Here is a 21,633-nt window from a genome sequence, read left to right on the forward strand (position 1 = left end):
AATTTATAAAATTTTGGCCGCCAGCTCCGCCAGCTCGGATCGTTCCCCTTTTTCCAGATTGACATGGGCATACAGCGGCTGACCTTTCATCTTTTCGATGATATAGGCCAAGCCGTTGGTCTGACTGTCCAGATAGGGATGATCAATCTGGAAGATATCCCCGGTAAAAACAATTTTAGTACCTTCTCCGGCCCGGGTGATAATGGTTTTCACCTCATGAGGTGTCAGGTTCTGCGCCTCATCCACAATAAAAAATACCCGCACAATGGATCGCCCCCGGATGTAGGAAATGGGGGTGATCACGATTTTTTCCTCCTCAAGAAGTTCCCGGATCTGTTTGGCCTGTGTATTCTGTTCGTTGAAATGGTTCTGGATCACAGTCAGGTTGTCGTACAACGGCTGCATATACGGATCCAGTTTGGAAGCCACATCTCCGGGAAGAAATCCCAAATCCTTGTTACTCAAAGGCACGACCGGTCTGGCAACAAAAATCTGCCGGTACTGTTGTTTTTTTTCCAGCGCTGCTGCCAGGGCCAAAAGGGTTTTACCCGTCCCTGCTTTACCTGACACGGTCACCAGCGGAATATCAGGGTTGAGCATGGCATGAAGCGCAAATGTCTGCTCGGCGTTTCTGGGTTTGATGCCGTAACATACCGTTGGCTGAATCAATCGAACAAACTGACGCGGCCCATCGTAAACGGCCAGTGCCGAGTTGGATCCATTTTTTAAAATAAGATTTTCATTGGTATAAAATGTGGTATCCATTTCCAGAACGGACATGGGCACTTCAAACGGTTTTTTGTACAATGCATCGAAAACCTGTGGGGAAACATGTTCCAAGACCTGAAGACCCGTGTACATGTCTGACAGGTTTTCAACAAATTTCGAATTATAATTTTCTGTTTTCAATCCAATGGATCTGGCCCGAAGGCGTAAGTTCACATCCTTGGTAACAAAAATGACATTCTTAAATTGGTGTTTTTTGGCCACCATATAAGCGATGTTCAAGATCTTGATATCAGATGTGATTTCCGTGAAATTATTTTTTATGACCTCATCCAGGGCCATATCCAGACAAATGGAAATCGAGCCTTTCCCATTGGCAACAGGCACACCCTTTTCAAACATTTTTTCACTGGACAATGCATCCAGCGTTCTCAAAAAGTCTCTGGCATTGCAATTAATGATGTTGTTGCCTTTTTTGAATTTATCCAGCTCTTCTATCACCGTGATGGGGATACAGATATCATTGTCCTTGAACTGGTGAACACACCCGCTGTCATGAAGAATCACATTGGTGTCCAGAATAAAAATTTTTTTCATTCACATCTCCGGATAAACAAGCGATATACAGTTATTCATGTCGAACCACCCGTTTGACTTCCGTTACTTTTTTCACGCGTCTGAGAGCGGACATGATTTTACGCAGCTGGCTTGAACTTTCCACCATAATGGTAAAATAAAACATGGCCACCCCGGTATCGGATGTATCGGTTTTGGCGTTGAGAATATTGGCGTTATTTTTGGTTATCACCAGAGCGATGTCTGCCAGCAGACCGAACCGGTCATCGGTTTTGATCCGGATACTGGCGGGATAGGAATCATGATACTCACCGCTCCATTGCACATCGATCAGCCGCTCTGGACTCATTTTCAAAACATTGATGCAGTTTTTCCGGTGAATGGTCACGCCCTGACCCTGGGTGATATACCCGGTGATGGGATCTCCGGGAAGCGGATTGCAGCATTTGGAAAATTTGACCAGAACATCGTTGAGTCCTTTGACAATAATGCCGGTATCTGATTTTTTTGACCGGTTGCCGGCACTTTTAGGCAGAATCGCCTCTTCTTCTTCTTTGCCTTCTTTTTCCAGATTAGGAAGGGCCTTGTTCAGGACCTGCATGGGCGTCAGTTTACCAAATCCCACATGGGCAATGAGATCATCCACGGATTTGAATCCGAATGTGTCCGCAACCTCTCCGATATGTCCGGATTTGATCAAGGCATTGAAGTTCTGATTTTTCTTCCGGAACAGTTTTTCACACATCTCTCTTCCCAGAGAATAGGAGCGCTCTTTTTCTCGGGCATTGATCAGGCCGCGAATCTTGGTTCTGGCTTTGACTGTTTTGACAAAGGTAAGCCAGTCCGGACTGGGGGTATGCCCTTTGGTGGTGATGATTTCAACGGTATCTCCGGTCTTGAGTTCATGGGCCAAAGGAACAATTTTTCCGTTCACTTTGGCACCGGTACATTCCGCACCCACTTCCGTATGAATCAGATACGCAAAATCCACCGGCGTTGCCCCCCTTGGCAGGGTCTTGATTTCTCCGGCCGGGGTGATCACATAGATTTCATCCGGATACAGATCAATGCGTACATTTTCCAGAAATTCATCCGGATCATTGAAATTTTCCTGATTTTCCACCAGATTCCGAATCCAGGCAAACATCTCCCCGGTGTTCTCATCGATATGAGTCCCTTCTTTGTAACTCCAGTGGGCCGCGATACCGGATTCAGCAATCCGGTCCATCTCCCGGGTCCGGATCTGAATTTCCACCCGCTCCCCTTTGGGGCCGATGACCGTGGTATGGATGGACTGATACATATTGGGTTTGGGATTGCCGATATAATCCTTGATCTTGTAGTAAATGGGCTTCCACATGGAATGGATGGCACCCATGGCGGCATAACACTGGGGCACGGTGTCCAGAATAATGCGAAAGGCGATGATATCATACACCTCATCAAAATCCAGATTCTGGGAAATCATTTTCTGGTAGATACTGTAATGCTGCTTGTACCGGCCCTTGATGTCACAGGGCAGTTCCATCTCTTCCATTTTATAATGAAGGCTGGTGGACACCTCTTTGATATAGTCTTCTTTTTCATCCTTGGCCCGGTTCACCATGGCATCGATATGTTCATACTCGTCGGGCAGGGTGTAGAAAAAAGCGATCTCTTCCAGTTCGTTTTTCACCCAGAATATCCCTAACCGGGCCGCAATGGGCGCATAGATATCCAGCGTTTCCTGGGCAATGGCCGCCTGTTTTTCCGGTTTTTTGTGATATTTCAGGGTCCGCATGTTATGCAGCCGGTCCGCCAGCTTGATAAGCACCACCCGGATGTCATCGGCCATGGCCAGAATCATTTTTCTCAACGATTCCGCCTGCTGGGCCGCTTTATTGGAAAACGGCAGGGCTGATAATTTGGTCACCCCTTCCACAATATGGGCCACCCCCGGACCGAACAGGTCCTGAATATCTTCCTTGGTGGCAGGTGTATCTTCAATCACATCATGCAGCAGGGCTGCAGCAATACTTTCCACATCCAGCCGCATATCCGCCAGAATCTGAGCCACTTCCAGCGGATGAGACAGATAAGGTTCACCAGACAGCCTCACCTGCCCTTCATGGACCCGGGCTGAATATACATAGGCCCGGTCAATGATATCCAGATCCGCATCCGGATTATACTCTGAAATGGTATCCAGTATGTCCGTGATCCGAATCATGGTCCGTCCTTATCCCGGATATCGCTGACTACCTGATCAATAGGCTTTGGCAAACAATACCCGCTGTTCACTTGGCTTGTCACAACAGATGCATTTGCCGGCTTCTTTGGAAGAATCAAACGGGATACACCGGATGGTGACGGACAATTCTTTTTTGATGCGTTCTTCACAATCCCTGGAACCACACCAGTGGGCATAGACAAATGCGCCGTTATGAGCCCCTTTTGCATCCTTGTAAATCTCTTCAAACGCCTGCCAGGTATCGACGTGAAATGTGTTTTCTTTCTGGAATGCCAGGGCCCGGTCAAACAATACCTGCTGAATCTGGTCCAGCGTGTCGGTGATGGTATTGATGAACGTTTCTCTGTCCACACTTTCCTTCTGGCCGGCCTCCCTGTCTCTTCTGGCCACAAACACGGTATCGGCGGCAACGTCCCTGGGTCCCAGTTCCACCCGGACGGGGATCCCTTTTTTCACCCAGTCCCATCCCCGGGCCCCACCGATATCCCGGTCGTCAATCTCCACTTCCACGGCCCTGCCATGATACATTTTTTCATTCAGGGCCGCTTTCAATGCAGTGGCACTTTCCAGTACTTGTGAATTGTCCTGATCTTTTTTCACAATCGGCAGAATTACCACATGGGCCGGGGCGATCCGGGGCGGCACCACCAGGCCGTCATCATCGGAATGAACCATGATCATACCGCCGATCATCCGGGTGGAAGTCCCCCAGGACGTGGTCCAGGCAAACTGTTCCTGGCCGTCTTCATTCTGAAACCGGATATCTGATCCTTTGGCGAAATTCTGTCCCAGAAAATGGGAGGTTCCGGCCTGAAGGGCTCTCCTGTCCTGCATCATGGCTTCAATACACGTGGTGTCATCCGCACCGGGAAACCGTTCCGATTCAGATTTTCGACCCTTGATCACGGGCATGGCCAGCCGGTCCTGAACAAAGTTTGCATACAAATCCAGCATCTGCAATGTTCTTTTTACGGCTTCCTCTCTGGTGGCGTGGGCCGTATGTCCTTCCTGCCACAGAAACTCGCTGGTGCGCAGAAACATGCGGGTGCGCATCTCCCATCTCACCACATTGGCCCACTGGTTGAGCAGAATGGGCAGATCCCGGTACGAGGAAGTCCACCGGGACATGGATTCACCGATAATGGTTTCAGAGGTGGGCCGGACAATCAACGGCTCCGCCAGTTCACCCGCCGGCACCAGTTTTCCGTCCGGTCCTTTTTCCAGTTTATGATGGGTGACCACGGCACATTCCTTGGCAAACCCTTCCACATGCTCGGCCTCTTTTTCCAGATATGACAACGGGATGAAAAGGGGAAAATAGGCATTTTTAACCCCGGTTTTCTTGAACTCGGCATCCATCTGATTCATGATGTTCTCCCAGATGGCATACCCCCAGGGTTTCATGACCATACACCCTCTGACCGGGGAATTTTCCGCCATGTCCGATGCCTTGATGATTTCCTGATACCACTGGGCATAATCTTCTTCCCGGGTCGGGGTAATGGCTGTTTTATTTTTTGCTCCCATTCACATCCTCCGAATTTTTCGTCATTTTATCGATTTCATACAATAACTGGTCCACGAGCCGATCCTGGGCCACTTTTTTAAATACTTTTCCCTTTTTGAACAAAATGCCGGTACCATCGGCTCCGGCGATACCGATATCCGCTTCCTTTGCTTCTCCCGGCCCGTTCACAACACATCCCATAATAGCAACTTTAATCTGAGTATCCCGTTCAAGTAAAGCTTTTTCTACATCTTCGGCAATTTTAAACAGATTGATCCGGCACCGGCCGCAGGTGGGACACGATATGATCTCCGGGCCCCGTTGACGTAACCCCAGTGCCCGCAGAATTTCATACCCGGTACGGATCTCCTCCACCGGATCCCGGGTCAAAGACACCCGGATGGTGTCTCCTAACCCCTTAGACAGCAGCAAACCGATACCGATGGCGGATTTGGTGATCCCGGCATACAATCCGCCGGCCTCGGTCACCCCCACATGAAACGGGACATCGGTTTCAGCGGCCAGCAGCTGGTAGGCTTCCACGGTCCGGGCCACATCCGAGGCTTTCAAAGACACCTTGATATCATCAAATCCCAGATCCTCCAGTATCCGGATATTGGCCAGCCCGCTTTCCTTCATAGCGGCGGCAGTGGTTCCCAGCCGCTGTGCGATCTCTTTTTCCAGGGACCCGGCATTCACGCCGATGCGGATGGGGATGCCGTGGGATCTGGCACAGTCCGCCACCTGTTTGACTTTATGCCGTGCCCCGATATTTCCCGGATTGATGCGCAGCCCGTTTGCACCGGACTCGGCCGCTGCCAGAGCCAGCCTGAAATCAAAATGAATATCCGCGATCACCGGGATGGTGATCCGGTCCTTGATCTCCCGGATGGCCAGCGCATCAACCATTTCCGGCACCGCCACCCGGACGATTTCACACCCGGCTGAAGTCAGGGCATGGATCTGCTGAATGGTGGCTGCCGTATCCCGGGTCTGTGTATTGGTCATGGACTGGACTGAAATCGGGGCATCAGATCCCACCATCACCGGCCCCACCCGGATCTGGCGGGTTTTTCTTCGTGGCATCACCAGAGAACCCATATTCATTCCTTTATCGTTTCAGACATATTGTATGCCTGAACATATCATATTTGTCACAGTTGCTTCAACCCGGCACCGGGGCCGGGATCTGTTCAAACACGTCTGACAGAACCGCCAGAGACCGGTTCAGATCCCTTCGATTGAATACTTCCAGGCTGACGGTGCCCTCATATGTTTTCAACACATCCATGACCTGGCACAGCTGATCCAAAGGCAGTCGATCCAGCCCGACATGGTCACGGATTTTCTGTCCGGATGCCATCACCCCGTGCAGGTGCATCACGGCAATGCGGTTTTTGAACATATCCACACTGTGTTGCAGGTCATACCCGTACCGGAAATGATGCCCCACATCCAGACACACCTGCAGATCATGGGCCGCCAGCAACGGCAGCAGATAATCCGGCGGATAATCCAGCGTTTCCACGGAAACCATCCCGGGATCCGGCAGATACCTTATCAGCCGGGCCAGGCCGTCCCAGGCCGTCTGCTGCCAGGCAGTCACATCTTCGGGTGTTTCATGACCCGCCATTTCCAGATGCAAGGTGTGTGTACAAGGTTTCAGGGGCCGGCACAGATCGATTACCCGGGCAAGGGTCTCGGCAGCATGCTGCCGGGCCCGGGCTGATGCATGGGTCAGACTCACATCCGTGGGCAAATGGATATTGTATGTGACATCCATTTGCCCGGACAATTGTGCCAGTTCCGCAATTTCCGTGTCTGTGGGCAGCACGGTATCCGGCATGCTTTCAAATATCAGCAGTTCGATCTCATCGAAAAACCGGCCGATCTTCCGGACATTGGGAAGAATATGATCCGGAAAAATAAAAGAGGTGGTACCCAGCCGAAACCGTTTTTTCATCCCTAAAAACCCTTGAAGACAGTGAAATTCAAGGCGATCAGAACCAGGGCCCCTACCAGTCCGGTGATGGATGCTGTCTGCATCAGCCGGCAGGCGGTATGAACCGCTGAAATATCCGGGTCATTAAACACGCTGCCGATATATGGTTTGTCCACCCGCGTGCCATGGTAGATGCTCGGTCCTCCCAGACGAATTTTCAGGGCACCGGCAAATGCAGCCTCCGGAAATCCCGCATTGGGACTTTTATGCTGCCGGCCTTCGGACCATCCGGTACGCCATGCCCTTCTTCCGGAGATGTTGGGCAGACATGCCGCCGCAACCGCGATCACAAAAACCGACAACCGTGCCGGAATAAAATTGGCCGCATCATCCAGGCGGGCTGATGCCCGGCCGAACAACACATAGGTCTCATTTCGATACCCTACCATGGAATCCAGGGTATTGATCATTTTATAAGCCACTGCGCCGGGCACTCCCAGTACCAGTGCCCAGAAGAGCGGGGCCAGAAATCCATCCACAAAATTTTCCGCCACCGTCTCCACCGCAGCCCGGGTAACCCCTGATTCATCCAGGGTCCGGGTGTCTCTGCCCACAATCAGGCTCAATTTTTTCCGGGCGGTTTTCAGATCTTTGATGGACAAAGATGTCGCCACAGCCATGGCGGCATCTTTGAGCCCTTTAATGGAAAAACAGTAAAACAGCAGGAGCGTCTGAACACCCGCACCCAGCAGCGGATGAATCCTCATGGCCCAACCGGTCAAAACCCAGGCCATGCCATAGGCAGTCCCCACCAGAAAACACGTGAAAAAAATTCCGGCTGTCAAAGGGTTTTTAAACATCTGCCGGAAACGGGGCTCGAAAAAGTGAATCGCTTTACCCATGCCCACCACCAGATGGGGAAGCTGCCGGGGGTCCCCCAGAAAAAAATCCAGGATAAATGCAGTGATCAGAATATACCCGCCTGGTTCGATCATTGAGTCAAGGCCTTAGCCAGGCTGTCAACCAGTTTCATATTGGTTGCCCGGTCTTTCAGGGAGAATCGCACAAAGCGTTGATTCAGCCCGTGAAAATTTCCGCAGTCCCGGATTAAAATCCGGTCCTGTCCCACCCGTTCACACACCGGTAACGCCGTGTGATTCTCCAGCCGGGCCAGAATAAATCCGGTATGGCCGGGCACCGGCACCAGGCCGGAAAAATTTTCCTGTTTTTGCAAAAACCATTGTTTTTCCCGGGCGATAAAGGCCCGGGTGGTTTTATAAAACGGGGCAATCTGTTCAGGATGGTCAAAAATATCCTGGATCACCACCTGGGCCAGGGCATTGACATGCCAGGGCTGGCTAAAGTCTCTCACTTTTTCAATCCAGTCAGGGGCCCCGCTGAGAAACCCGGTACGCAGCCCGGGAATGGCAAATATCTTAGACATGGAGGAAAGCACCAGCAGATTGGGAAACGGCCCGGCCTGAATCAGGGACACATCTTCACTATGATCCACAAACGGCAGATAGGATTCATCCACCACAAAACACACCCGGGGATGTCGCTGCAGCAACGTGGTGACAAATGCCGGGTCCAGCAGCACGCCGGTGGGATTGTTGGGGTTGCAGATAAACACCAGATCCGCATGGGCCGCCATCTTTGATACCGCTTCCAGATCCGGCACAAATCCATTTTCAAAGTCAGCGATCCAGAACTTAGGTTCAATGTGGTGCATCCGGCAGGCATCCGCGTAATCTGAATAGGTCGGTCCCAGAATCAGCACATTTTGAGCCTGCAATGCCAGGGGCAGGGTGTATATGAACCAGGTGGTCCCATTGCCCGCAATCACGGTTTCCGGATCAATATCATGGTATCGGGAAAACCCCTGAACCATGGACCAGGCGTCGGGTTCCGGCAGGTGTCCGATGGCGGAAATATTGTTTTGTATGACGGTTTTAATTCGTTCCGGGGGACCCAAAGGGTTGAGGTTGGCACTCATGTCGATGATTTCATCCACATGACACCCCAGCTGCTTTGCCAGTGCTGTTTTGTTGCCGCCGTGACCGATAATCATGATACCATCCTTATTTCACACAAAAGCAGCTCCGCAGGCGAGAAACAATATCGCTTCCATAAATTCGGTCATGGCCCCGAGCATATCCCCTGTGATGCCGTTCATTTTTTTTTTGTAAAACCATAAAATACCCGGACAGGTAATGACAAACACCAAATTTAAAACCAGGCCCGTATATCCTAAAAACACAGACAAACACAAGGGAATAAGACAATAAATGAAATTTTTCGCGCCCAGGGGTGCAGCAAACAGGTCCAGGCCGGTACCGGCATTTTTTCGGCCATAGGGAAGAAACCGGATGCCGAAGATCATGCCGGCCCGGGCATAAGCCGGCACCAGCAGCAGGACCAGCAACATATCACCCGGCCCTGCATTGAGTTTTAATGCATAAATACCTGCCAGTTTCACGGCCAGTACCCCGACAACCGTGACCAGGCCCATCATTCCGATGCGGCTGTCTTTCATGATTTCCAGGACCCGTTCTTTGGGCCGGTGGCTGAAAATACCGTCCGCCGTGTCGCCCAACCCGTCCATATGAAAAGCGCCGGTAAGAATCAGAAGACAGAGCAGATCCATCAATGCCACAACCGGCATCGGCCACAGCCGGGAGGCAATCACATCCGTCAGCACCACCAGACTGCCTAAAATCAACCCGATTATCGGAAAAAACCGGATCATGCCCATGGGAGAATATGCGGCATCCCGGCCGGCCGGCAGAATTGTCAGAAACAGCAGCCCGGCCCGCAGATCGGTAAAAAACTGGGTTAATCTGAAAGAAGATGTCATGAAGGGCCGCTCATGGTGAGATCCGTTTTCCACCCGGTTTGATCTGAAGGGCCTGGCCGGCCACAGCGAGCACCACCCGGTCCGCCGTGTCTGCCATGAACTGATTCATGTGACCGGCCAGATCACGGAATTTCCGGGCCAGAGAATTTTCCGGCACAATCCCGGACCCCACCTCATTGCTGACCAGAAAGACCGGACATGGGGTGCTGCAACAGGCTTGCGCTGTTTTTTCAAACCGGTTTTCAATCTCTTTATCATCCATATGAGCAGCCATCATATTTGAAAGCCACAGGGTCAGGCAATCCACTAAAATCACATCTGCCGTATCTGCATGGGCTGAAATACTCTCATGGATGTTTACCGGCTCTTCCACCGTTATCCAGTCTTTTCCCCGCTCCGCCTGATGGGCCTGCACCCGGTTTGTCATTTCCAGGTCCTTAGGAACGGAGGTGGCCAGAAAAATTTTTCGCCGTCCGGGAACGGCATTGGCGGCGTTCAATGCAAACCGGCTTTTACCGCTTCTGCAACCGCCGACAACCAGCGTGATAAAAGGTCTGTCTCCCAAAATATCTGTTTCTTTCATTTTGCGCCAATGGGTTGAAAACAATACAAGATACCGTATCCATGGTTGAAGATGCAACCCCAAAATCCAAGAAATTTTTCGGTTTACAATTAAAAGGGTTTCATGTAAACAGGAACAGTTTATTTATTCCATGATGGTGTTAGGTTTAAAGGAGGCAGGTATGATCAGCAGAAGTACGGTCAGTATACTGAACCTGAAACCCGTGACCCGCAGCATGTGTTACGATTTTTACAAAAAAATAAACTTGGAACTCCACAGTCCTGAAGCCATCAGAGAATCGGTTTCCTGGTGGCAGGACAACAAGGATAAACTCAATGAACTGTGGTGGGTTCTCAATTATTATTCGGAATCCCTTGATCCGGAAAGGGAACTCAGGGCTCATGTGGAACATCATCTGGACACTCTGGCCCTTGAAAAAACCGCTGCACAGGAACCGCCTTATGCCCCGGACTCAACCACGGAACTGGAACTGTCCTGACCCCGGCCCGGCCATCCGGTTCAGCCTCTGCCGGGAAATTTTCATATGAAATCCATTGAAGAAATTTCTTTGCTGTATGAAATCAGCGAAGCTTTGAACCAGCACATGGACATGAAAAAATCATTGTTCAAGGTGTTGACGGTTCTGGCTGAATCCATGAACCTGGTCCGGGGAATTATTTTTCTCACCAACCGGGAAAACGGAGAAATCCGCATAGAAATCGCCCATGGGATTTCTCAGGAAACCACGCAGAAAATCAAATACCTTCCCGGAGAAGGCATCATCGGCAAAGTGGTTGAGACCGGTAAACCCGCTGTGGTTCCCCGCATCAGCAAAGAGCCGTTGTTTTTAGACAAAACCCATTCCCGGAACATGACGCAGGCCCAGGAGTATTCCTTTATCTGTGTGCCCATAAAAAAAGAAAATCAGGTGGTGGGCGCCATCAGTGCAGACCGGCCGTTTGAGGGAAAACAATCGTTGCACCAGGGCGAAAAAATTTTGTCCGTGGTGGCGGCCATGCTGGCCCACCATGTCATCAATATTGAACGAGTCAGGCAGGAAAAAGAAGTCCTTAAAACGGAAAACCTGCGTCTCAAATCCGAACTGGAAAACCGGTACAGTTTTTCCAATATCATCGGCAATTCCAATAAAATGCGGGAAGTGCTCCAGATGATCGCCCAGGTCGCTTTTTCTTCGGCCACGGTGTTGATCCGCGGGGAAAGCGGCACGGGAAAAGAACTGGTGGCCAACGCCATCCACTACAATTCAGAACGGCATCACAAACCGTTCATCAAGATCAACTGTGCCGCCATTCCGGAGAATCTGATTGAAAGTGAACTGTTCGGCCATGAAAAAGGGGCGTTTACCGGGGCTTCTCACCTGAAAAAAGGCAAATTTGAACTGGCGGATCAGGGCACGATTTTTCTGGATGAAATCGGCACCATGGCACCGGGTGCTCAGGTCAAGCTGTTGCGGGTCCTCCAGGAAAAGGAATTTGAACGTGTGGGCGGATACAAACCCATCCAGACGGATGTCCGCATTGTGGCCGCCACCAACGCCAATCTTGAAGAAATGGTCCAGCAGGGGCGGTTCAGAGATGATCTGTATTTTCGGCTCAATGTGTTTCCCATATACATTCCCAGCCTGCGCATGCGAAAAACCGATATCATTCTTCTGGCCGACCATTTTCTGGAAAAATACCGGAAAACCCATGGCAAGGATATCAAACGGATCACCACCCCGGCCATTGATATGATGATGGAATACCACTGGCCCGGCAATGTCCGGGAACTGGAGAACTGCATCGAGCGAGCCGTGATCCTTTGCAACGACGGCGCGATCCATTCTTATCACCTCCCGGCCACCCTCCAGACCGGCACCGAATCCAAGACCCTGCCTTTGTCACTGGAAGCGGCCGTGGAAAGCCTGGAAAAAGAAATTCTCATGGATGCGTTGAAAAATACCAAAGGAAACATCAAGCAGGCGGCCCGGCAGATTCAGATCACCGTACGGAAATTCTCCTATAAAGCTGCCAAATATGGTATCAATTACAAAGAATTCCGATAATTCATCCCCGCACAGGCCTTCATCATTCCCATGAAACCGCCGCATCCTGATTGATGCGGTATTCAGACTGGTTGGCCAGTTTATTGGAAGGATCGCCTTCTTGAACCATTTGGTTCAGCAACTTTTTTTCGTCTTCAAGGGGCAGTCGGCCGGTCATGGCGGCCAGGGCTACCTGACGCCCGTCCTGGTTGGTGAACTCGGCTTTGGCTTCAGCCCGGCCGGTTTTCTCCAAACGGGTCAATGTGATCTTGCATTGAATGGTATCGTCAAAATATACAGGATGCAGAAATCTGAAATTCATTCCCGTGGCCAGCCATCCCACCTGGCCGCCGAATTCGCAGATCATGCCTCCCACTAAAAGCCCGTGACAGATCCGGCCTTTGAACCCTTTGGAACGGGTCCATCTCGAATCATAATGCACGGGATTATAGTCCCGGGTCAGATCTCCGAACGCGTGGGTTTCCTCTTGTGAAAACCGCCGGGAAAAGCAGAAGGTATCCCCCGGCTGCAATTGTCTGATCGTGCGCTCCCGAAGTGGATTTCCCATATATTCTCCGTCTAGGGCGAAGACAGGGCCACGGACTGGCCGTCCGTCAATTTTTCCACATATTCGGCCACCCTGTTTTCAAACCGGTCCATCTCTTCCTCGGGTATCGGCTCCACCTGGATCTTCGGCGTATCCAGAGGATTGATGTGCCGGCCGTTTTTGGTCATTCTGAAATCCAGATGGTATCCCGTGGCCAGGCCGGTTTTTCCCACATACCCGATCACATCTCCCTGGGAAACGGAACCGCCTTTTTTCATCCCTTTGGCAAAACTGTTCATATGTAAATAGCTGGTTTCATATCCGTTGATATGCTGGATGGTGATATATCTGCCCATGGTTTTATTGTAGGCTATTTCCCTGATCACACCGTCTGCCACGGTTTTGATGGGGGTATTTTTCGGGGCTGAATAATCAATTCCCGGATGCGGCCGCTTCACTTTCAGGATAGGATGAAGCCGGCTGTTGGAAAAATAGGAACTGATCCTGGAATAATTCACCGGCGATTTTAAAAATGATTTTTGAAGGGATTTTCCCTTTTCATCGTAATATCCGGCACGTCCTTTCGTGTCTGTGTAGCGAAATGCCCTGTAAGGACTACCGTTATTTACAAATACCGCTGCCAGAACCTGTCCGTACCCTTTGTATTCTCCATGTCTGAATTGTTTTTCCACCAGTAACTGAAACCGGTCTCCCGTCTGAATATCTTTTGCAAAATCAATGTCCCAGGCAAAAATATCAGAGAGTTCCCAGGCCAGAGACGGACAATATCCCGCTTTTTTCAACGCCGTACTGATATTAGATTCGACATCCAGGCGGATGGTCTCTTCTTTGATCTCATACTGGATCGGTGTTTTAATGACGTCAAATTGATTCCCGGTCTTTTGAATCACCAATCTGGACCGGGCATCGATCTCATACTCAAACTCTGAAAAATCACCCTGAAAAAGCGTCACACTAAAGGGTCGGCCCGCTTTGAACCGGGTAAAAGGAAATATGGGCCGGCTCTGTTTTTCAAGCTGAAAAATGGTTTTCAAAGGCAGATACGGCTTGAGAACAGTGGATGCGGTATCCCCGGTTTTGAAAACACCCGCTATTGTTTTTTTATCAACCGGATGTATCTGATTTATTTCATTGGGATCAATGAGATAACCCTGTAATTTCGGTGTCAGGGAAAACGCGCTGGTACAAAAAAAAATCATTATCATCCCGCATATCCCAAGCACCTGCGCCACAGTCTCCCATCGCCGCTTTTCAAAATCTGTATTTTTCAATATCAAATATCCTATAAATTAGGTTTATTTTACAATTTATCCATTTTTTCCTCTTAAATTCTGAATTTTTGGAGAACCATAACCAAAGAGCCGGAAATAGTAAAGCGGTTTATTTTGATCAGCGCTTTTTTTGGATGGCTGCTGTCAACTCTCTGGCTGTATCTGCGGCATCTCCCATCAACAGAATGGTTTTGGGATCATCATACAGGGTATTGCCCACACCCGAGTAACCGGGCTGGGTGTCAAAGTTGCAGACCACAATGGTTTTTGCCTCATGGGCGTTGAGAATGGGCATGCCTGAGATGGGCGTGCCTTCCACATGGATGGCCGAAGGATTCACCACGTCACACGCCCCGAATACCAGGGCCACATCGGTTTGTGAAAATTCAGGATTGATCTCATCCATGTCTATGAGTTTGTCATAATCCACTTCCGCCTCGGCCAGCAGCACATTCATATGCCCGGGCATGCGTCCGGCCACGGGATGGATGGCAAATGACACTTGTTTTCCCGCAGATTCCAGCAGATCCGCCAGTTCTTTCACCTGGAACTGGGCCTGGGCCTGGGCCATGCCGTATCCGGGGATGATGATGATTTTTTCACCGGACATCAGCCGGTTCACCGCTTTTTCCATCGGGGGGGCTGCCGACGCTTCTTTTCCTGCTGTTTCATCCTGAGCCGTTAATTTTTCCTGAACCGCTGCCGGTGTTTCAGTCAACGCCTCCAGCAGCTGCCCAAGGGTCTGTTTGGCATTGCCCAAAAGCATCAGGGTGTTACTGTTTTGATACAACGCGTTTTCCACTCCGGAATATCCGGGCTTGTCGTCCAGGTTGCAGCATATCACCTGTTTTGCCTCATGGGCGTTTAAAATCGGCATACCGGATATGGGAGACCCGTCGGTTTCCATGGCTGCCGGATTCACCACGTCGCAGGCCCCGATCACCAGACACAGATCCGTTCCTGCAAATGTCGGGTTCACCTCATCCATTTCCTTGAGCATGTCATAATCCACGCCCGCCTCGGCCAGCAGCACATTCATGTGTCCGGGCATGCGCCCGGCCACCGGATGGATGGCAAAAATCACCTGTTTGCCCATATCCATCAGAAGGCGGGTCAATTCAATTACCTCAAACTGAGCCTGGGCCACGGCCATGCCGTATCCCGGCACAATAACAACGGTATCTGCGGTTTGAACCTGATGAACTGCGGTTTTCAAAGGATCCGCGTCAGGTGTTTCTTTTTCCGGTTCAGACATCTCTTCATGGATAGTTTGTTCCGGTTCAGTCATCTGACCACCGGTTGAAAACAAATTGTTTTCAGGTAGTTCATCCATGGTGGACACCGGTTTTTCAGGTGCTTTTTCCGGTATAAACACATGATAAAGGCTGCGGTTCATGGCCCGGCACATCATATGGGTGAGAATGGATCCGGAAGCCGCCACAGTGGCACCGCAGGCAATCAGCAGCTGGTTTTCGATGATCATGCCGCACAAGGCGGCAGCCAGACCGGTGGTGGCGTTTAAAAAAGAGATGAGCACCGGCATATCCGCCCCGCCCACCCGCATGGAAAACAAAATGCCGAACCCAATGGACAGGGCAAATATGATCAGATAAAAAACAACCGCCGCCGGCACCGGCAGAAAAAAAGCGATGAGCATCAACAGGATCACGATCCCCAGATTCGCCTGAACCAGCCGGGTATGATTTGTCAAAATAGTGGGGGTCTGTTTCAGCACACCCGCCAGTTTGCCGGCCGCCACCATACTGCCTGAAAAGGTCAATGATCCCACGGCCAGGTTCACAAGACCCGACATTTCATTGATGGCTCCCATCTGGCCCGCCCCTCTCATTAATTCCACAAAAGAAAGAAAAAAAGCGGCAATCCCGCCGGCACCGTTCTGAAACGCCACCATGGCGGGTATCTGGATCATGGTGATTTTCCGGGCCACCCAGATGCCGATCACCCCTCCGACCAGAAGACAGATCACCACCACAAAAGGATGCATGATCCCGTATCTGTAAATCACCAGCCCCATGGCACACGCCAGGGCCGCGGCGGCGGTCAGGTTGCCGTATTTTGCCTCAGCCGGCCGGTGGAACAGCCAGATCCCGACAATCAGTACACCGATCAGACAAAAATCCAGCACCAGAGTCATGGGTTATTTCCTTCCTGCTTTTTTTTGAACATGCGAAGCATCCGGTCCGTGATGGTGAATCCGCCCACCAGGTTGAACGTGACCATGATCAAAGCCACGGAACCAATCATTTGTTCAAACCTTGTGGAAGGCACGGAAAACAGAATCAACACCCCCAGAATGGTAACCGCGGAGATGGCATTGGTCATGGACATCAGCGGGGTGTGCAACAGCGTGGGCACCCGTGAAATCAGGAAATATCCCACCACAAATGAAAAAACAAATACCCCGACCATCAATACAAGATTGCTCATGAAGAACTCCCGATGAAAAATATAAAAATCAGTCCGACAGACCCATGGCTTTTCTGGCACCCTGATGATGCAGTTCGCCTTTATGGGTCACCAGGGCATCTTTGACAATCTCATCGGTCATGTCGAATTCGGTCGTCTTGTTTTTAAACAGGTTTTCCACAAAATAGTACAGGTTGTTGGCATACAGCCATGAGGCATGTACCGGCAGAGATCCGGGAATGTTTTTGATGCCGCAGATATAGACGCCGTTGTACATCCGCTCGTTCCCCGGATCGGTCATTTCGCAGTTGCCGCCCTGGTCGATGGACACATCCACGATCACGGACCCGGGTTTCATGGTTTCCACCATTTCCCGGGTGATGAGCGTCTGGGCCACCTCTCCGGGCACCAGTGCGCTCAACACAATGATATCCGCATCCGCCACCAGGGGTGCCAGTGCCTGATGCTCTTTTTCCAGCCATTCTTCGGGCAGGGCTTTGGCATACCCGCCCCTGCCGATGACCAATTCCGGGGGCGCGTCAAATCCCACCACCTTGACCCCTAAACTTTCCGCTTCTTTTCGGGCGTCCGGCCGGATGTCCACCGCCTTGACCACGCCGCCTAAGCGTTTGCCCGTGGCAATGGCCTGGAGCCCCACCACACCGGTGCCCACCACCAGAATATTGGCCGGCTTAATCATGCCGATGGAAGTCCCGATCATGGGAATGAATTTCGGAAAATGCCCGGCCGCAATGATAATGGCTTTGTAGCCTGTGATGGCACTCATGGAGGTCAACGGATCCATGCGCTGGGCCCGGGATATCCTGGGAATACCGTCCATGGTGAATGCGGTGATCTGCTTTTCCTGCAGTTTTTTCACCCCGTCGTGGTTGGACGGGGTGGCTGGATGCAGAAATGTGATCAAAATGGTGTTTTTCTTCATCATATCGATCTCATGGGTATTGAACGGCTCGTTGAACAGCGGTTCTTTCACCTTGAGTATGATATCGGATTTGTCATACACGTCCTTTGCATCCGCACCCATGACGGCACCCGCACTTTGGTACTGGTCATCGGTCACAAACACCCCGGCACCGGCACCGGGTTCCACCATCACTTCAAACCCGAGTTTGACGAACTTTTCCACGGTTTCCGGGAGTGCCGCCACCCGGTTTTCCTGGACCATGATCTCTTTGGGAATTCCGATTAACATCATTTGGCTCCTTTTCAATTATTATAACCTGCATGTCATAAAAACAGATAAAGGACCCGGCATATATCGCACACCGGCTGGAACCGAATCCGGTTCCAGCCGGTTATGTCAGGTTATTTATCCTCTGATTTTCCTATATCGGCCATCATTTTAAGCATATGATACCGGTCCATAACCTCCTGCTCGATTTTTTTGCGCAGCCGATGGGATTCATCCGGAAAACTTTTTTCCAGGGCTGCAAACCGGACTTCCCCGCCCAAAAATTCCTGAAGGCTGCCGTCCGGTTCTTTGGAATCCAGAATAAAAGGATTCTTGCCTTGTTTGATCAGCTCCGGATTGTACCGGTACAACGGCCAGTATCCGGATTCCACAGCCAGTTTGCCCTCTTCCTGGGATTTTCCCATACCTTTGCGGATTCCCTGGTTGATACACGGGGCATAACTGATGATCAACGAGGGGCCGGGATAGTTTTCCGCTTCCACCAGGGCCTTCATGGTCTGGTTCTTGTTGGCGCCCATAGAGATGGATGCCACATAGATATACCCGTAGCTCATCATCATCCGGCCCAGATCTTTTTTGCCGATTTTTTTACCGGAAGCCGCGTATTTGGCAATGGCACCGGTGGGGGTTGCCTTGGAAGACTGGCCGCCTGTGTTGGAATACACTTCCGTGTCCAACACCAGAATATTGATGTCTTCTCCGGATGCCAGCACATGGTCCAGACCGCCGAACCCGATATCATAGGCCCAGCCGTCCCCGCCGAACACCCAGTGGGATTTTTTGGTGAACACATCTTTTTCGTCATAGATCTCTTTCAAAAGACCGTCGTCTACATCCTTGAGCAGGGTTTTCAGGGCGAATCCGTATTTGCTGGATTCCTGAACATCGTCTTTGCCTGCCACCCAGCCTTTCAACGCCTCTGTCACCTCCGGGGCCAAATCGGTTTCCAGGGCCTGTTTCATTTTGGCAGCCAGGGTCTTGCGCCGGCTCTGGGTGGCCAGCATCATGCCGTACCCGTATTCCGCCGCATCCTCGAACAATGAGCTGGCCCAGGCCGGTCCCTGCCCGTCTGCATTGGTACAGTAAGGCGTGGACGGGGCAGATCCCCCCCAGATGGAGGAACATCCCGTGGCATTGGCAATGGTCATTCTCTCACCGAACAGCTGGGTGATCACCTTGACATACGGGGTTTCCCCGCATCCGGCACACGCACCCGAGAACTCCAGCAGCGGTTGATACAGCTGGCTGCCTTTGACGGTTTCTCTTTTGAGAATATCGGTCTTGAATGAAATGCCCGTGGAAAACTGGTGGTTGATCTTTTGTTCTTCCACCTGGGTGGACAAGTGCTTCATCACCAGGGCTTTGGTTTTGGCCGGACAGATATCAGCGCAGTTGCCGCATCCCTGGCAGTCCAGGGGATTGACCTGAATTCTGAACTGAAACTCTTCCATGCCCTTGCCTTTGCCGTCAACGGTGACAAAGGATTTCGGGGCACCTTCAAGTTCTTCGGGCTTTGCCACGATAGGAATGATGGCGGCATGGGGGCACACAAACGCGCACTGGTTGCACTGAATACAGTTTTCCGGTATCCATTCCGGCACATTGATGGCGACCCCGCGTTTTTCATATTTGGAGGTACCCTGCTCAAATACGCCGTCCACGGAAAATGCAGACACCGGCAGGTCATCTCCGCCCTGGGCATTGATTTTGCGCATCACGTTTTCCACAAACAAGGTGGCCGGCTCAGCTGACGTGTCTTCTCTGACCGCGTCTTTCCAGGACTCGGGCACATCCACTTTAATCAGGTTGTCCAGGGTCTGGTCCACCGCCTCAATATTCATGTTCACCACAGCATCCCCTTTTTTACCGAACATCACTTTGATATCGTCTTTAAGGAGCTGGATGGCCTGATCCACGGGCAGCACATTGGACAGCTTGAAAAAACAGGTCTGCATGATCATGTTGATGCGGTTGCCCAAACCGATCTTTTCAGCAATGGCCACGGCATCGATGTTGTAGAAATTGAGTTTTTTGTCATAAATGGTCTTTCGCACATCCCCGGGAATCTGTTTTTCCATGTCCTTGACAGACCACTGGGAGTTGAGCAGAAACGTACCGCCTTCCTTGATGCCCTTGAGCACATCATAGATCTGCACATAATTGGATTTATGGCAGGCCACGAAATCCGGATTTTCGATCAGATAGGTGGATTTGATCTTCACATCCCCGAACCGCAGATGGGACACGGTCAGACCCCCGGATTTCTTGGAGTCATAGGCAAAATACCCCTGGGCGTACTTGTCCGTGTTATCTCCGATGATCTTGATGGCGGACTGGTTGGCCCCCACGGTCCCGTCAGATCCCAGACCCCAGAACTTGGCGGAAATGGTGCCTTGGGGTGCCGGGTCAAACCCTTTGGTCACTTCCAGGGATGTCTGAGTCACATCATCGTCAATGCCCACGGTGAAATGGTTTTTCGGAGCCATGGCATTCATGTTGTCATACACCGCCTTGATCATGGAGGGATTGAACTCCTTGGAGGACAGCCCGTACCGGCCCCCGATGATTTTCGGGCCTTCGCCGTATTCCATGAACGCGGTGCACACATCCGTATACAGGGGTTCGCCGATGGCACCGGGTTCCTTGGTTCTGTCCAGCACGGTCACGGCCTCCACTGTGGATGGAATGGCCTGTAAAAATGCCTGGGTGTCAAAGGGCCGGTACAGCCGGACCTTGACCAGACCCAGCCGGTGTCCCTGGGCATTGAGGCAGTCAATGGATTCTTCGATGGCTTCACATGCCGATCCCATGGCCACGATGATATGATCCGCCTGAGGATCCCCCACATAATCAAAGGCATTGTACCGACGACCGGTCAGGTCCCCCACCTTTTTCATACAGGCTTTGACGATGGCCGGGACTTTGAGATAGTATTTGTTGGAAGCTTCCCGGCCCTGAAAATAGATATCCGGATTCTGGGCCGTTCCCCTTGTGTCCGGATGTTCCGGATTCACAGCGCGGGCCTTAAATGCCTTGTATGCCTCGAAATTGAACAGCGATGCCATGTCCTCGTATTCGATCATTTCAATTTTCTGGATCTCATGGGAGGTGCGGAACCCGTCATAAAAATGCATAAACGGCACCCGGGCTTCCACCGTGGCCAGATGCGCCACCAGGGCCAGATCCTGGGCTTCCTGGACCGAACAGGATGCCAGCATGGCAAATCCGGTCTGCCGGGCCGCCATCACATCCTGATGATCCCCGAAAATGGACAGGGCATGGGCAGAAATGGACCGGGCCGTCACATGAAATACCGACGGCAGCAGTTCGCCCGATATTTTATACATATTGGGAATTTTGAGCAGCAGTCCCTGGGAGGCCGTGAATGTCGTGGTCAAGGCACCGGCGGCCAGAGACCCATGGACGGCACCGGCGGCACCGGCTTCAGACTGCATCTGTTTGATATCCAGCACCTGGCCGAAAATGTTTTTCCGACCTTTGGATGCCCAGCCGTCGGCAATTTCCCCCAGCGGGCTGGAAGGCGTAATGGGATATATGGCTGCCACTTCACTCATGGCATAAGCCACATGGGTTGCAGCAGTGTTTCCGTCTATGGTCTGCATTCTTTTTTTCATTTCTTTCACCTCTTGTGGTTTTTTTGCGAACGTAAAAATCCCGATATAACCTGTTCGTCTTACAATATATAATTA

17 protein-coding genes are annotated in these 21,633 nt (G+C 51.3%); 2 read left to right on the top strand and 15 right to left on the bottom strand.

Annotation, left to right across the window (positions count from 1 at the left end; genetic code table 11):
• Positions 1-3: 3 nt before the first annotated feature.
• The 9 genes from K365_RS0124410 to cobU form a co-directional block, all read right to left on the bottom strand.
• Positions 4-1,323 carry a PhoH family protein gene (locus K365_RS0124410; RefSeq protein ID WP_006966869.1) on the bottom strand — a complete coding sequence of 440 codons (1,320 nt, stop codon included), beginning with the start codon at positions 1,321-1,323 and terminating at the stop codon, positions 4-6.
• A 31-nt stretch (positions 1,324-1,354) separates the two neighbouring features.
• Complete coding sequence (locus tag K365_RS0124415) at positions 1,355-3,511, bottom strand: RelA/SpoT family protein (protein WP_006966871.1); 2,157 nt, start codon at positions 3,509-3,511, stop codon at positions 1,355-1,357.
• 36 nt (positions 3,512-3,547) lie between these two features.
• Positions 3,548-5,059 carry a proline--tRNA ligase gene (proS, locus tag K365_RS0124420; protein WP_024336726.1) on the bottom strand — a complete coding sequence of 504 codons (1,512 nt, stop codon included), beginning with the start codon at positions 5,057-5,059 and terminating at the stop codon, positions 3,548-3,550.
• Positions 5,043-6,140 carry a flavodoxin-dependent (E)-4-hydroxy-3-methylbut-2-enyl-diphosphate synthase gene (gene ispG, locus K365_RS0124425; RefSeq protein WP_006966874.1) on the bottom strand — a complete coding sequence of 366 codons (1,098 nt, stop codon included), beginning with the start codon at positions 6,138-6,140 and terminating at the stop codon, positions 5,043-5,045. Before ispG ends, proS begins: the two co-directional genes overlap by 17 nt.
• A 64-nt stretch (positions 6,141-6,204) precedes the next feature.
• Positions 6,205-7,002, bottom strand: coding sequence for a cobamide remodeling phosphodiesterase CbiR (cbiR, locus tag K365_RS0124430; RefSeq protein ID WP_024336727.1), 798 nt, complete (start codon positions 7,000-7,002; stop codon positions 6,205-6,207).
• Positions 7,003-7,004: 2 nt separating this feature from the next.
• On the bottom strand, positions 7,005-7,976 hold the full coding sequence (gene cbiB, locus K365_RS0124435; protein WP_024336728.1) for an adenosylcobinamide-phosphate synthase CbiB: 972 nt from the start codon (positions 7,974-7,976) through the stop codon (positions 7,005-7,007).
• Positions 7,973-9,052 (bottom strand): threonine-phosphate decarboxylase, encoded by a 1,080-nt coding sequence (locus tag K365_RS0124440; RefSeq protein ID WP_024336729.1) that lies wholly within the window; start codon positions 9,050-9,052, stop codon positions 7,973-7,975. The genes cbiB and K365_RS0124440 overlap by 4 nt, the downstream gene beginning before the upstream one ends.
• Positions 9,053-9,067: 15 nt before the next feature.
• The gene (locus tag K365_RS0124445) at positions 9,068-9,838 is read right to left on the bottom strand and encodes an adenosylcobinamide-GDP ribazoletransferase (protein WP_024336730.1); all 771 of its coding nucleotides are present in this window, start codon (positions 9,836-9,838) and stop codon (positions 9,068-9,070) included.
• Between the two features lie 10 nt (positions 9,839-9,848).
• Positions 9,849-10,421, bottom strand: a complete 573-nt coding sequence (gene cobU, locus K365_RS0124450) for a bifunctional adenosylcobinamide kinase/adenosylcobinamide-phosphate guanylyltransferase (RefSeq protein ID WP_006966882.1) — start codon at positions 10,419-10,421, stop codon at positions 9,849-9,851.
• Between the two features lie 160 nt (positions 10,422-10,581).
• On the opposite strand from cobU, the gene K365_RS0124455 reads away from it, so the two are divergent.
• Together K365_RS0124455 and K365_RS0124460 are read left to right on the top strand one after the other, a co-directional pair.
• Positions 10,582-10,899, top strand: a complete 318-nt coding sequence (locus tag K365_RS0124455; RefSeq protein WP_006966883.1) for a hypothetical protein — start codon at positions 10,582-10,584, stop codon at positions 10,897-10,899.
• A 45-nt stretch (positions 10,900-10,944) separates the two neighbouring features.
• Positions 10,945-12,465, top strand: a complete 1,521-nt coding sequence (locus K365_RS0124460; protein ID WP_006966885.1) for a sigma-54 interaction domain-containing protein — start codon at positions 10,945-10,947, stop codon at positions 12,463-12,465.
• A gap of 22 nt (positions 12,466-12,487) precedes the next feature.
• Here K365_RS0124460 and K365_RS0124465 read toward each other — a convergent pair whose 3' ends face one another.
• The 6 genes from K365_RS0124465 to nifJ form a co-directional block, all read right to left on the bottom strand.
• On the bottom strand, positions 12,488-13,012 hold the full coding sequence (locus K365_RS0124465) for a MaoC family dehydratase (protein ID WP_006966887.1): 525 nt from the start codon (positions 13,010-13,012) through the stop codon (positions 12,488-12,490).
• Positions 13,013-13,023: 11 nt separating this feature from the next.
• Entirely contained in the window at positions 13,024-14,217 is a 1,194-nt protein-coding gene (locus tag K365_RS0124470; protein WP_152427679.1) for a M23 family metallopeptidase, read from the bottom strand.
• A gap of 184 nt (positions 14,218-14,401) precedes the next feature.
• Complete coding sequence (locus K365_RS0124475; RefSeq protein ID WP_024336731.1) at positions 14,402-16,438, bottom strand: NAD(P)(+) transhydrogenase (Re/Si-specific) subunit beta; 2,037 nt, start codon at positions 16,436-16,438, stop codon at positions 14,402-14,404.
• Entirely contained in the window at positions 16,435-16,731 is a 297-nt protein-coding gene (locus K365_RS0124480) for an NAD(P) transhydrogenase subunit alpha part 2 (protein WP_006966893.1), read from the bottom strand. Before K365_RS0124480 ends, K365_RS0124475 begins: the two co-directional genes overlap by 4 nt.
• A 28-nt stretch (positions 16,732-16,759) precedes the next feature.
• Positions 16,760-17,926: an NAD(P) transhydrogenase subunit alpha gene (locus tag K365_RS0124485; protein WP_245569304.1), complete on the bottom strand. Its 1,167-nt coding sequence runs from the start codon at positions 17,924-17,926 to the stop codon at positions 16,760-16,762.
• A gap of 110 nt (positions 17,927-18,036) precedes the next feature.
• Positions 18,037-21,558, bottom strand: a complete 3,522-nt coding sequence (gene nifJ, locus K365_RS0124490) for a pyruvate:ferredoxin (flavodoxin) oxidoreductase (RefSeq protein ID WP_024336733.1) — start codon at positions 21,556-21,558, stop codon at positions 18,037-18,039.
• Between the last annotated feature and the right edge of the window lie 75 nt (positions 21,559-21,633).

The organism is Desulfotignum balticum DSM 7044 (genome assembly GCF_000421285.1).
Classification (GTDB): Bacteria; Desulfobacterota; Desulfobacteria; order Desulfobacterales; family Desulfobacteraceae; genus Desulfotignum; species Desulfotignum balticum.

Coding starts and splice junctions, on each gene's coding strand:
- proS (WP_024336726.1), bottom strand. CDS start 5,059: ATGGGAGCAAAAAATAAAACAGCCATTACCCCGACCCGGGAAGAAGAT.
- K365_RS0124415 (WP_006966871.1), bottom strand. CDS start 3,511: ATGATTCGGATCACGGACATACTGGATACCATTTCAGAGTATAATCCG.
- cbiR (WP_024336727.1), bottom strand. CDS start 7,002: ATGAAAAAACGGTTTCGGCTGGGTACCACCTCTTTTATTTTTCCGGAT.
- ispG (WP_006966874.1), bottom strand. CDS start 6,140: ATGGGTTCTCTGGTGATGCCACGAAGAAAAACCCGCCAGATCCGGGTG.
- K365_RS0124455 (WP_006966883.1), top strand. CDS start 10,582: ATGATCAGCAGAAGTACGGTCAGTATACTGAACCTGAAACCCGTGACC.
- nifJ (WP_024336733.1), bottom strand. CDS start 21,558: ATGAAAAAAAGAATGCAGACCATAGACGGAAACACTGCTGCAACCCAT.
- cbiB (WP_024336728.1), bottom strand. CDS start 7,976: ATGATCGAACCAGGCGGGTATATTCTGATCACTGCATTTATCCTGGAT.
- K365_RS0124470 (WP_152427679.1), bottom strand. CDS start 14,217: ATGATAATGATTTTTTTTTGTACCAGCGCGTTTTCCCTGACACCGAAA.
- K365_RS0124460 (WP_006966885.1), top strand. CDS start 10,945: ATGAAATCCATTGAAGAAATTTCTTTGCTGTATGAAATCAGCGAAGCT.
- K365_RS0124475 (WP_024336731.1), bottom strand. CDS start 16,438: ATGACTCTGGTGCTGGATTTTTGTCTGATCGGTGTACTGATTGTCGGG.
- K365_RS0124480 (WP_006966893.1), bottom strand. CDS start 16,731: ATGAGCAATCTTGTATTGATGGTCGGGGTATTTGTTTTTTCATTTGTG.
- K365_RS0124410 (WP_006966869.1), bottom strand. CDS start 1,323: ATGAAAAAAATTTTTATTCTGGACACCAATGTGATTCTTCATGACAGC.
- K365_RS0124465 (WP_006966887.1), bottom strand. CDS start 13,012: ATGGGAAATCCACTTCGGGAGCGCACGATCAGACAATTGCAGCCGGGG.
- K365_RS0124440 (WP_024336729.1), bottom strand. CDS start 9,052: ATGATTATCGGTCACGGCGGCAACAAAACAGCACTGGCAAAGCAGCTG.
- K365_RS0124485 (WP_245569304.1), bottom strand. CDS start 17,926: ATGATGTTAATCGGAATTCCCAAAGAGATCATGGTCCAGGAAAACCGG.
- cobU (WP_006966882.1), bottom strand. CDS start 10,421: ATGAAAGAAACAGATATTTTGGGAGACAGACCTTTTATCACGCTGGTT.
- K365_RS0124445 (WP_024336730.1), bottom strand. CDS start 9,838: ATGACATCTTCTTTCAGATTAACCCAGTTTTTTACCGATCTGCGGGCC.